At 43.1% G+C, this 12,387-nt stretch carries 8 protein-coding genes; all 8 read right to left on the bottom strand.

Translation table 11 applies throughout. The features are described 5' to 3' along the window. Nucleotides 1–23 precede the first annotated feature (23 nt). Entirely contained in the window at nucleotides 24–2,627 is a 2,604-nt protein-coding gene (gene acnD / locus L3V25_RS10550; RefSeq protein ID WP_237295412.1) for a Fe/S-dependent 2-methylisocitrate dehydratase AcnD, read from the bottom strand. 22 nt (nucleotides 2,628–2,649) lie between these two features. Further along, nucleotides 2,650–3,780, bottom strand: a complete 1,131-nt coding sequence (gene prpC, locus L3V25_RS10545; protein ID WP_237295310.1) for a 2-methylcitrate synthase — start codon at nucleotides 3,778–3,780, stop codon at nucleotides 2,650–2,652. 457 nt (nucleotides 3,781–4,237) lie between these two features. Beyond that, complete coding sequence (gene prpB, locus L3V25_RS10540) at nucleotides 4,238–5,152, bottom strand: methylisocitrate lyase (protein ID WP_237295309.1); 915 nt, start codon at nucleotides 5,150–5,152, stop codon at nucleotides 4,238–4,240. A 30-nt stretch (nucleotides 5,153–5,182) separates the two neighbouring features. Continuing rightward, nucleotides 5,183–5,872: a GntR family transcriptional regulator gene (locus L3V25_RS10535; RefSeq protein WP_237295308.1), complete on the bottom strand. Its 690-nt coding sequence runs from the start codon at nucleotides 5,870–5,872 to the stop codon at nucleotides 5,183–5,185. A 233-nt stretch (nucleotides 5,873–6,105) separates the two neighbouring features. Continuing rightward, a complete protein-coding gene (locus tag L3V25_RS10530) occupies nucleotides 6,106–7,209 on the bottom strand; it encodes an HNH endonuclease (protein WP_237295307.1) in 1,104 nt (367 codons plus the stop codon). A gap of 7 nt (nucleotides 7,210–7,216) precedes the next feature. Beyond that, complete coding sequence (locus L3V25_RS10525) at nucleotides 7,217–7,813, bottom strand: methyltransferase domain-containing protein (protein WP_237295306.1); 597 nt, start codon at nucleotides 7,811–7,813, stop codon at nucleotides 7,217–7,219. A gap of 329 nt (nucleotides 7,814–8,142) precedes the next feature. Continuing rightward, nucleotides 8,143–11,601 (bottom strand): type I restriction endonuclease subunit R, encoded by a 3,459-nt coding sequence (locus L3V25_RS10520; RefSeq protein ID WP_237295305.1) that lies wholly within the window; start codon nucleotides 11,599–11,601, stop codon nucleotides 8,143–8,145. Beyond that, complete coding sequence (locus L3V25_RS10515; protein WP_237295304.1) at nucleotides 11,598–12,377, bottom strand: hypothetical protein; 780 nt, start codon at nucleotides 12,375–12,377, stop codon at nucleotides 11,598–11,600. Before L3V25_RS10515 ends, L3V25_RS10520 begins: the two co-directional genes overlap by 4 nt. Nucleotides 12,378–12,387 lie beyond the last annotated feature (10 nt).

Raw genomic sequence — 12,387 nt, 5'->3', positions numbered from 1 at the left:
TCTATATCCTGCATCTACACCAGTTAGTGCGCCAAAAAGTCTTGCGCGAAACGCTGTAATACACCACCCGCTTGATACACCGACACTTCATCGGCGGTATCTAAACGACAAGTCACCTCAACTTCGACTACTTCGCCTTTTTGATCACCATTTACCCGAGTAATCACTAATACCAAATCACAACCTGGGGTAATGTCCCCTTTCACGTCATATAACTCGGTGCCATCGAGTGCCAAAGTATGTCGGTTAGTCCCTTGTTTAAATTGCAGCGGTAGTACGCCCATGCCAACTAGGTTAGTACGGTGAATGCGTTCAAAGCCTTCGGCCACAATCGCCTCAACGCCAGCTAAGCGAACACCTTTAGCTGCCCAATCGCGCGATGAACCTTGGCCATAGTCAGCACCTGCAACAATAATCAACGGCTGCTTGCGCTGCATGTAGGTTTCAATCGCTTCCCACATGCGAGTGACTTTGCCTTCCGGCTCCACTCTCGCCCAAGAGCCTTGCTTGACCTCGCCATTTTCCAGCACCATTTCATTAAACAGTTTCGGGTTAGCAAAAGTCGCACGTTGCGCAGTTAAATGATCGCCTCGGTGGGTCGCGTAAGAGTTAAAATCTTGTTCTGGCAGCCCCATTTTGGCTAGGTATTCCCCTGCCGCGCTGGACGCTAAAATCGCATTAGATGGGGATAAATGATCGGTGGTGATGTTATCGCCGAGAATCGCCAGCGGCCGCATGCCTTTTAAAGTACATTCTCTGGCCAGCGCGCCTTCCCAATACGGCGGGCGGCGAATATAGGTACTCATTTTACGCCAGTCATACAGCGGCTTGGTTTGATAAATGTTGCTATCTTTTTCAAACATCTTCACATAAATTTGCTGAAATTGTTCCGGCTTCACATGCTCATTGACTACCTGATCGATTTCTTCATCTTTTGGCCATAAGTCATTAAGATAGATAGGATTACCTTGCCCATCATGCCCCAACGCATCTCGCTCAATATCAAAACGAATAGTTCCAGCAAGCGCATAAGCGACGACCAATGGTGGAGAAGCTAAGAACGCCTGTTTGGCATAAGGATGAATTCGACCATCAAAGTTACGATTGCCCGATAACACCGCGGTAGTGTAGACATCGCGTTCAATAATTTCTTGTTGAATAGTCGGATCAAGCGCGCCACTCATGCCGTTACAAGTAGTGCAGGCATAGCCGACAATGCCAAAACCTAGCTGCTCCAATTCAGATAATAAACCGGCTTCTTCAAGATATAACTTGGCGACTTTAGAGCCCGGTGCAAAAGAGGTTTTCACCCAAGGCTGACGCACTAAACCAAGTTGATTGGCTTTTTTCGCCACCAGCCCTGCCGCCACTACATTACGAGGATTACTAGTATTAGTGCACGAGGTAATGGCGGCAATGATCACCGCACCATCTGGCAGTTCACCTTCTTTCTTTTGCCACGCACTGGCTATGCCACGCTCGGTTAATTGATTGGTCGGTAAACGACGATGCGGATTGGACGGCCCAGCCATATTACGTTGCACGCTAGAGAGATCGAATTCCAGTACTCGCTCATAATCAACCTCGGTTAAATCATCTGCCCATAATCCGGTTTGCTTGGCGTATTGTTCGACCAAAGCAACTTGCTGTTCATCACGACCGGTCAGTTTCAAGTATTGAATGGTTTGTTCATCAATATAAAACATTCCCGCAGATGCACCGTATTCCGGGGTCATATTAGAAATGGTCGCGCGGTCACCAATGGTTAAATCACGCGCCCCTTCGCCGAAAAACTCCAGGTAGGCAGACACGACTTTTTGATTGCGCAAAAACTCCGTTATCGCCAGTACAATATCGGTAGCGGTAATACCCGGTTGACGCTTACCGGTCAGTTTTACGCCCACAATATCCGGCAGACGCATCATCGACGGACGCCCAAGCATCACGGTTTCAGCTTCTAATCCACCAACGCCAATCGCAATCACGCCTAGTGCATCTACATGCGGCGTATGACTATCGGTTCCCACGCAAGTATCAGGAAAGGCAATCCCATCTTTGGCTTGAATAACCGGAGACATTTTCTCCAAATTAATCTGATGCATAATCCCATTGCCGGCAGGGATCACGCTGACATTTTCAAACGCGGTTTTACACCATTCGATAAAATGAAAGCGGTCTTCATTGCGTCTATCTTCTATGGCGCGATTTTTATCAAACGCATCACCTTCAAAGCCGGCATGTTCTACCGCCAATGAGTGGTCGACGATAAGCTGGGTTTCAACGACCGGATTCACTTTGGCTGGATCGCCACCTTGTTCAGCAATCGCATCACGCAAGCCCGCTAAGTCTACTAATGCCGTTTGGCCAAGAATGTCGTGGCACACTACCCGCGCCGGATACCAAGGAAAATCCAAGTCTCGTTTACGTTCTATAAGCTGGCGTAGTGACGCTTGTAAATGTTCAGGCTCGCAACGACGCACTAAATTTTCTGCCAACACGCGCGAGGTATAAGGTAAACCTTGATAAGCACCAGCTTGAATGTCTTCTACCGCCGCACTCGCATCGAAATACTCCAACCCAGTGTCGGGTAATACTTTTCGATATTGATTGTTCATCATTTTCTCCATATCTTGATGTTGCAGACGTTGCTCATGCTCGTTGCGAAATCGGCAGCCACTCTTGATGTTCTGGCCCTTCATAATCAGCACTAGGACGGATAATTCGATTATTGGCTCGTTGTTCAAACACATGCGCCGCCCAGCCAGTGAGTCGACTCATGACAAATATTGGCGTGAATAACTTAGTGGGAATATCCATGAAGTGATATGCCGAAGCATGGAAGAAATCGGCATTGCAGAACAAATCTTTTTCACGTTTCATTACAGCTTCGACACGCTCTGAAACCGCATAAAGTTGTGTGTTACCTACCGCTTCAGAAAGCTTTTTCGACCATTGTTTAATCAGTGCATTACGAGGGTCACTTTCACGATAAATCGCATGCCCAAAGCCCATGATCTTGTCTTTATTGGCCAACATTTTCAGAATATTGGCTTCCGCTTCATCTGGCGTTTTCCAATCTTGAATCATTTCCATGGCGGCTTCATTGGCACCACCATGCAACGGCCCGCGCAGACTACCAATAGCCGCAGTAATACAAGAATGAATATCAGACAAGGTTGAAGCGCAAACTCGCGCAGTAAAGGTTGAAGCATTGAATTCATGCTCAGCGTATAAAATTAGCGAGCAATGCATGACTTGCTTATGCAGTTCACTGGGTGCTTTATCGGTGAGGAGTTTGAGAAAATAACCGCCGATGGAATCTTCACTTTGATCGAAAGTATCGACTCGCACGCCATCATGACTAAAGCGATACCAGTAACAAATAATCGCCGGAAACAACGCTAACATACGTTCTGTTGCCGCTTGCTGTTGGGTAAAATCAGTTTCTTGTTCTAGGTTACCCAACACAGAACAACCAGTACGCATCACATCCATTGGGTGTGCACTTGCTGGGATCAGTTCTAACGCTTGTTTAAGCGCATCCGGCAGTCCACGCAGACCAATTAAACGGTCTTTATAAGCATCAAGTTCGGTTTGATTAGGCAAATACCCGACCAGTAATAGATGCGCCACTTCTTCAAATTGGGCGTGATTGGCTAAGTCGGTAATATCATAGCCGCGGTAAGTTAACCCTGTGCCTGATTTGCCAACAGTACATAACGAAGTCGTGCCTGCACTTTGTCCACGTAAACCGGCTCCAGATAAAGTTTTGTTTGTCATTTAGAACTCCTTTTCGATATCAATAATGGGTTGCGAGATCCGAGTGCGCTCCGCTTCGAGTTGCGAGTAAAAGCCTTCCTCGCTAACCGTCACAAGCAACCCAAAACAATCTTTCTCGCTTTTCGGCTCCCGAGCATAGAGTCCTCGAAACCCGGTTCTACCCTTACACGTAGCGAAGCGTTCACGCCACACTCAACCCGAAACAATCTCTCCCGCTTTTCGGCTCCCGAGCGTAGCGTCCCCGACACTCGGCTCTGCTCTTGCACGTAGCGAAGCGTTCACGTCACACGCAACTCGAAACAATCTTTCCCGCTTTTCGGCTCCCGAGCGTAGCGTCCCCGAAGCCCGACTCAGCTCTTACACGTAGCGAAGCATTCACGCCACACGCAACCCGTAACAATCTCCCCCGCTTTTCGGCTCCCGAGCGCAGCGTCCTCGAAACCCGGCTCCATTCTTACTATTCTTCCGAAAACAATCTATCCAACTTATCTTCATAATCATGATATTTAAGATGCTGGTACAACTCCGCCCTAGTCTGCATTTGGTCCAGCAACGCTTCTTGATTGCCCTCAACTAACAAATGCTTATAAACATTTTCTGCCGCGCGGTTCATTGCTCGAAATGCGCTTAAAGGGTAAAGCACCATATCCACTTTGGCTTTGGCTAATTGCTCACCGCTAAATAATGGCGTTTGGCCGAACTCAGTAATGTTGGCCAGAATTGGTACATGACGCCCAACCGCCGACTGCAACGCCTCAGAAAACTGAACATATTGCTCTAGCTGGTTCATCGCTTCCGGGAAGATCATATCTGCGCCCGCTTCGACACAAGCAATCGCACGTTCAATGGCTTTATCAATACCTTCAATTGCCAGCGCATCAGTACGTGCCATCACCACAAAGCTTTCATCGCTGCGAGCATCTACCGCGGCTTTTACTCGGTCGACCATTTCTTGCTGGCTCACAATCGCTTTATTAGGACGATGACCACAACGCTTCTGCGCCACTTGGTCTTCCATGTGAACCGCCGCTGCACCTGCCTTTTCAATTGCCTTAATGGTGCGCGCAATGTTAAACGCCCCACCAAATCCGGTATCGATATCCACTAGCAAAGGGAGATCACACGCATTGGTAATCCGCTCAACATCCACCAACACATCGTTCAGGGTAGTAATGCCGAGATCGGGCAAACCATAAGATGCATTAGCAATGCCACCACCAGAAAGGTAGATCGCCTGATGACCAATATTCTTTGCCATCATGGCGCAATAAGGGTTTATGGTACCGACGATTTGCAGCGGTTCATTTTGCTCTACCGCGAGCCGAAACTTTTGTCCTTGAGTCAATTGTTGCCTCTGGCTTAATGTCGCCATTGTCGTTCTCCTTAACTTGAATAGGTTTATCTAACCGATTTGCTGTTCGATTAACTTGCGACTACCTGAAATGTGTCGACGCATCAGCATCTCTGCCAATTCTTCATCACGATTTTTAATAGCCTGAAAAATAAATAGATGTTCGTTGAGCGCATCAACCGGACGGGAATGAGAACGTGGGGATTGATAACGATACATGCGTAATAAGTGATACAACTCATCACACAACAAGGTAATCAATTGAGTATTACGGCTGGCTTTAATAATGCAGTAGTGGAAATCAAAGTCGCCGTGCTGATGAAAATAAGACTGGCCATCCGATTGATTGATATGTTCTGAATGTGTCGACAATACCTGTTCTAACGCATCGATTTCATCATCGGTCATACAACGCGCAGCCAAGCGAGCCGCCATGCCTTCCAATGCTTCACGCACCGCATATAAATCGATAAGCTTTTGCTGCGAGAACGTCGTCACCCTAGCTCCAACATGTGGAATACGCTCAATTAACCCCAAGGCTTCCACCCGCATAATCGCTTCACGCAACGGCCCACGGCTGACCGAGAAACGCTTAGCCAGTTCAGGCTCAGAGATCTTACTCCCAGGCTCTAGCTCACCATTCACAATCGCTTCGATTAAATACTCGGTCAAACTTTCTGATTTAGTATGTTCCTTAGTATCAGAAATATTGCTTATCACGCTGTCTGCTACACTCGCCATTCACACTCACTCCGACACAAAGTGTCAACAATATACATTTAATGGTAATAAATTAAGCGACAAAGGAGGCGCATGTCAAAGAGATTGTCGACAACTTGCGTTTTGTTGATAGAAAAGAAAGTAAGAATGTGAGCGCGGTGGCAAAAGTGCTAGTACCAAAATAGAGATGGGAAAAAATGATAGGGAAAATAACAATGAAAGGATCAACACAAAATATAAGCTAGAGTTTTCAACTATTCATATTTAGCAGGTTTTTCAGCCACTAGTCCCAACGGTTGGCTATATTGCAATGGCTGGCTTACCGCTAATTCAAAGCTATCTTTTGCTAACCAAAGCTTTGCGCCATTACTGTGTGCGACTTGGTAGGCCCAATTACTTACCGCGCGAGACTTATCGACATCACAATGAAAATAAGTGCTCAACTCAGATTCAATCGTCGTTTTAAACTGGACGAGGTTTTGATCTTCCCAATTCTCTCTATGCTTCTGCCCTGCTAAAAAATCACGTTTATTGTTATTACAAGCGCGATGGGCAGCGACAAAATTATGCCCTAGGTCATTGGCATAACGAGCAAAAGGAATAAAGTGATCCACTTCTGTATTTCCATTTAACGGCTTTTGGCAGTAAAAACACAGACCATGTTGTAATTCTTCGAGTATCGGCTTTGCTTTGCCTAGTGCATTGCGGTCTAAACCAAATAGAAAATCATGCAACTGACTTTGTGGGCCAATCAAACTTTGATTATGTTTAATACTTTGAATTTTTTGTAGCCACGAGTTTTTTGCTAGATAAACAACCAGATCGTAAAAACGTCTAAAGCAAGAAGCAATGCCTGACTTTAACGTAATGTACGATTGGCCTTTAATATGGGGATAAAGAAAGCACTCTTCTTGTTTAGCTAGAATTTGCAAACGCCAAAGAGGCCCCTCTTTTAAAGTTCGCATGGCAGCTTTAAAAACGCTTGGCCATTGCGAACTTTGTTTTAAGGCTCGTAAACTGCGGATGTTATTTTGTTGGCATTCATAAAGCACCGAAATGACCTTAGATTGCCCGCCACTATTCTGTTTAAGCAGTGCCATTTCACCCGTGTGTTCTGATGAAAATGGTACAGCATGATGCCAATACAAAATAATCAGTTTTTCAGCTAATAGGTCTAAAGGAATATTTAGGTCACCATTTTCATATACGACTGCTTGTTCGACACATACATCGGCCAGCGCATGTAATAAAGCAAACTTGTACGTTGCCGTAAAATCACCTTCAACAAGCAAACGTTGAATGTAGGCAATAAAATCTAGTTGCTGCTGTTGCTGCTGTTGGTGATGAATTGGTGTCATATTCACTCTAATTTTGTTGGCTTAATACAACCGTTTCCCAAATCACTGAGTTACGTTGCAATACATCATCAGAACCGGATTGTTGGCATATCACTAAACCTACTTGATTGGCTAATTTTTCAATTTCTTTGATCGACACATCGTAACCTTCACGCCCATCATCAAAGTCACCATGACGCAGTGTAATCACGATCTTACCTTTAGCATTTAATTGTTCAGCTAAAGCCTTTAATGAAGCCGGACGTAGTTCAACTGGAATATGCATCCAAACCGCAGATAATAAGATCAAATCAAATTGACGAGACAATGCCTCAACACCGACTAAATCTGGTAGGTAGTCTCCAAACCATTGAATCGAATCTGGTGAGTTTTGTTTTCCTAGCTGACGTAGATTATCGCAAGGCTCTACCGCAACCACTGCACAACCTTGATTCACAAACCAACGTGAGTCACGCCCAGAGCCAGCACCAATATCTAAAACGTTATAGCCGGATTGAGGCCAATACTCTTGCCAAGACTGATGAACCGATTCAAAGGTAACGGAGTCATATTGCTCAACAAATTGAGCTGCATTTTCGTTATAGATAGCAAGCGTTTGGGACATAGAAAACCAGAGATAAGTCATTTGTTTATAATGATATATGACTCAATTGGATATGGCGATGGGAGATAAAGAAAATATAGAGGTCTACATAGTAAAAAAGCCCCAGCATTTCTGCTAGGGCTTCGAGAGTGAGGGATTCGACCTAACACGATAAGCAACTGAAAGATTGAACATTTCAAAAAAACGACATTCAGAAAGCATTACTTTAAGCAAAGGCTAGGCAAATGATTAACTGAAAACGATAGTTTCACAAGCTCTCTAAGCGCCTGATAATAGTTAAAAGACGCTTATAGCATGTTGGTGAGATTGTCACGAGACAACAGTCCCCATTAATGCTTCTTACGAAGCTTTCTCAGTTCCTCATCTAGACGTTCTGAGATAACCATGGGATCAGGTTGACTATCTGGTTTACCAAATTGTTTTTTGATATCAGCTTTTAGTCTTTCAAAACCATCACTGGCTTTAGGATATGCGCTTAAAAATGCCATGATTGGCCCGCCTATCGCTGCACTATAACCCCAAGCGTGTAGAACGAATTCTAGTACAGTACTCCCTTCGCGAGCTTCACTAAGTGACCACAACAGCATATCTTCTTGAACATTGCTTCTATCAAAAAAACTAAAGCCATACTCACCCAAGGTGTTTTGTAAATTACCTGTCAAACGCAGATATTCAGCAAGAATGTCATCATTGATGACTCCTCTACCTAGTAACTCGCTTCCAATACCATAACTACTTAAACTTGCTAACCCTTGTTTATAGGGTCTATCCAATTTGATAGTAAACCGTGCTAATTCTGTAGCTTGTCGTGAGTAGTTAATTTCATTCGTAAAGAATACAACTGCATCGCCAATGGAATGAGCTAAGTTTTCTAAACCTAAATTCTCGTACTCCGAAGGATCTTCATTCGTACCAAGACTTCCTGTGTCATCTTCGTATTTTTGGATAATATCTTTGAACTCTTTTAAAATTCTAGTGTAAATGGCTTTTCGCTCCATCAACTTAGGTTTATAAACCATTGCAGAAAACACTTGATCGCGCAGCGGATCTTTAGCCGTAAAACTATATTCATCCATCATACGGTAAACGGCTTCTTTATTTAACCCTTCTTTCACGCAAAGTTGGTGGACTGCTTTGCGCTTTTCTTTATACCAATAACCTACGAAGATATCCTGTAAGTTCTGTTCTGGTGCTATATTAGGCATGTACTCGTGTATAAATTTTTCAATTAATTCCCGTTTACTCCTCAACTGTACTTCTTTTCCTAACATATTGAGGACATCTTCCGTAGCTTTCTGTATATCACCATTCGCACTTATGTGTTTTTCTTTGATATTCCTTAGCAATCTTAAAATATAAGCTACATTTACTTCATCACGGTGGATAAGCTCCAGCTCAAAATCTATTTCTCCTAGAATCGACCCCCCAGGTTCTTTGTCATGAGTTCGATCATAGATGTCTAGGTATTTGCTCTTGAAATCTTCAAATGTTTGCTCGTCAAATTTCAAATCTAGCCATGAGAAGCCAACAAAAGACTTTAACTTATTGAGTGTACGAATTAAATGCCGGAATGCTTTTACAAAAGCCAATTGAGCGTCTTCACAATGCAGATCATTCACGGCAGCAGGTGTGTCTGCCAATGCGAGTACATGAACTGAACCTTGATTGAATTGTTCAACATAAAATTCATAAGGTTCCATCAAAATATCTTCGTTGACATTGGTATCACAAAAAAGTTGTATGGCTTCGTCTGTACTATCTTTCAAGTTTCGGAAGCAAACAATATTACCTTGAGATTTCAGCTCTCCCAATATTCGGTTGGTGCGTGAGTAGGCTTGTATTAAACCATGATACTTCAGATTTTTGTCGACATATAAAGTGTTGAGCTTTTTAGCATCAAATCCCGTAAGGAACATATTAACCACCAATAAAATATCTGCACGATCTTTGTCTTCAAAGCCCTCTTTATCGCGCTCCTTCATACGCTTAGCAATATCTTTGTAGTAGGAATAAAAACTCTTACTATCTTTCACCGAGTGTTTGGTGTGATACAGAGTGTTATAATCATCAACAAACCCTTCTAGAGCTTCTCCACTATGTTTCGTTATTGGGGTGTCAGTTTTAATATCAAACTCAGGTTCACCAATCAGACCATTTGCATCGTCGTCTTCTTCGTTAGAAGTATAAGTGAATATAGTTACCACCCGTAAGTTATGATATCCAGCATCTTTTTTGGCTTTAAAGGCTTCGTAGTATTTGATGAGAAGATCTTTGTTGCTCACACACATCATGGCGGAAAATTGCTTGTTGTGAGTTTTTCGATTGTGGTTAGCAACAATCCAATCTACGATGCTATTAATACGTTCCTCTGACTCGTAAAACTCTTTTTTGTTGATGTTGTTTACTTGTTCATCAAGCAAACTACCGTCTTTTTGCTTAAGTTTACCCCAATACTCCACCGAAAACTTTAATACGTTCTCGTCAGCAATAGCATTGGTAATTAGATATTTATGCAGACATTCTGTGAACAAATTTTTAGTAGTACGTTTCCCCAACTGGTTCGTGGTAGCGTTTTCTTTAAAGATAGGGGTACCTGTAAAGCCGAACATTTGTGCATTGCTGAAAAAATTGATGATATTTCTGTGGGTATCACCAAACTGAGAGCGGTGACATTCATCAAAAATAAACACCACTCGTTTATCACGCAGAGCGTCCATTGCTACTTCATGTTTGGGTTTAGTTATTGCAGTATTGAGCTTTTGGATAGTGGTTACAATTAGTGGGTTATCACCTGCCATTTGATTCACAAGTGAATTAGTATTGGAAGTACCATCCACACTACCTTCACTGAAATGGTTAAACTCTCTAGTGGTTTGATAATCCAAATCGGCACGGTCTACAACGAAAACTACTTTGTGCACTTTAGGTAATTCAGTGAGAATCTGCGCCGCTTTAAAGCTAGTAAGCGTTTTGCCTGAACCAGTAGTATGCCAAATATAACCGTGCTTGCGACCTTGCATTACTCGCTCAACAATTGCTTCCACTGCATAATATTGATATGGGCGCAGCACCATAAGAATCTTGTCAGATTCATGTAACACAATATATTTGCTGATCATCTTAGAGACCTGACACTTTTCTAAGAATACGTCTGCAAAATCGTCCAAATGGGTAATCAGATTATTTTCTGCATCTGCCCAATAGAAGGTTTGTTTAAAATCTTGTTTGCGATTGTTGGCATAGTATTTCGTGTTTACACCATTGGAGATCACAAACAGCTGCACATAGTTAAACAGACCACTTTCAGCCCAAAAGCTATGGCGTTGGTAGCGGTTGATTTGATTAAAAGCTTCTTTTATCTCAATACCACGCTTCTTTAGTTCAATCTGAACCAGTGGTAAACCATTTACCAACAAAGTCACATCGTAGCGATTTTCATATTTCCCCACATGAGTGACCTGGTTCGTTACCTGGTACTGGTTTTGGCACCAATGGGCTGTATTCATAAACTGAATGTAGCAACCTGAACCATCATCCCGGGTTAAATGATACCGGTCACGCAGTGTTTTTGCTCGTTGAAAAACATTCCCTTTATCTAAATGATTCAGAATCTTGTTAAATTCACCATGACTCAGCTCGATTTTATTATGAGCTTCTAACTGCTGCTTTAAGTTCGCGCGTAACTCATCAGCATTGTGGATAGACACACGCGCATAACCTAATCCGACTAATCGCTGGATGAGGCTTTCTTCTAATTGTGCTTCGGTTTGAAGATTAGGCGTAGTCATTCCATCAACTCCTGTTCTTTACTATCAATGAATTCTTGAAGCTGGATTTCATAGTCCTCTGAATACTGCTCATAAAGTGCACGGCTGTAGCGAGGTTTTCCTTCAAGAGGGTACTGCTCATCTAAAAAGTCATTAAACTCACGAACAATCTTTTCTCGCTCACATATGCTCCCCAACTCTTCGTCGGTTTTCAACATAAAAGACTCAGTAATTGCCAGTTGTTCACTAGGGGTATCTTCACGCTGAAAATCAATTAGGGAGAAGACTTCCAGCATATGGAAAGCGATAATATCTGTTACACTCTCAACCATAATTGCAAGTGTTCTAGAACTCGTATTTGGTTTGGGTGATGGTTGCCCATGTGAGATAGGCCCATCAGCATTTCTAACTCTTCCGATGTACTTACAAAATTCATTGCCCAGTTTATTCAATAACTCTTTCTCACACGAGTGATGATAAACAGAAAGCACAAGTACCGCCTGTCTAAATAAAGTAGCAAAGTCTTCGCCTGTCTTGCCATCCATTTTATTAAACGTGGATTCAAGGCTCTTTAGTTCATGCTCCTGAAAACGTTGTTTAACTTCACTACGCTGAATATCTAGCTGGTTAAGAATCGTTTTGCTTATCCCTTCAAGCAAAGCTTTACAAGTCTCAATTACACTGTCCGATGTGAGCCTTTGCGCAATCAAATCATAATAGATTTGGTGATCTTTAAAGCCTGCGTAACGCTCAAAACTACCTATGTTCTGATTTAGAAAATTCCTAGTCCTCTCCATTGCTCAACAC

Source organism: Vibrio sp. CK2-1, assembly GCF_021726515.1.
Taxonomy (GTDB): domain Bacteria; phylum Pseudomonadota; class Gammaproteobacteria; order Enterobacterales; family Vibrionaceae; genus Vibrio.
This window is presented reverse-complemented; position numbering and strand designations above follow the sequence as displayed.

What these genes read in the sequence shown, in the direction of transcription:
- L3V25_RS10530 (WP_237295307.1), bottom strand. Translation starts at nt 7,209, where the DNA reads ATGACACCAATTCATCACCAACAGCAGCAACAGCAGCAACTAGATTTT.
- L3V25_RS10515 (WP_237295304.1), bottom strand. Translation starts at nt 12,377, where the DNA reads ATGGAGAGGACTAGGAATTTTCTAAATCAGAACATAGGTAGTTTTGAG.
- prpB (WP_237295309.1), bottom strand. Translation starts at nt 5,152, where the DNA reads ATGGCGACATTAAGCCAGAGGCAACAATTGACTCAAGGACAAAAGTTT.
- prpC (WP_237295310.1), bottom strand. Translation starts at nt 3,780, where the DNA reads ATGACAAACAAAACTTTATCTGGAGCCGGTTTACGTGGACAAAGTGCA.
- L3V25_RS10520 (WP_237295305.1), bottom strand. Translation starts at nt 11,601, where the DNA reads ATGACTACGCCTAATCTTCAAACCGAAGCACAATTAGAAGAAAGCCTC.
- acnD (WP_237295412.1), bottom strand. Translation starts at nt 2,627, where the DNA reads ATGGAGAAAATGATGAACAATCAATATCGAAAAGTATTACCCGACACT.
- L3V25_RS10525 (WP_237295306.1), bottom strand. Translation starts at nt 7,813, where the DNA reads ATGTCCCAAACGCTTGCTATCTATAACGAAAATGCAGCTCAATTTGTT.
- L3V25_RS10535 (WP_237295308.1), bottom strand. Translation starts at nt 5,872, where the DNA reads ATGGCGAGTGTAGCAGACAGCGTGATAAGCAATATTTCTGATACTAAG.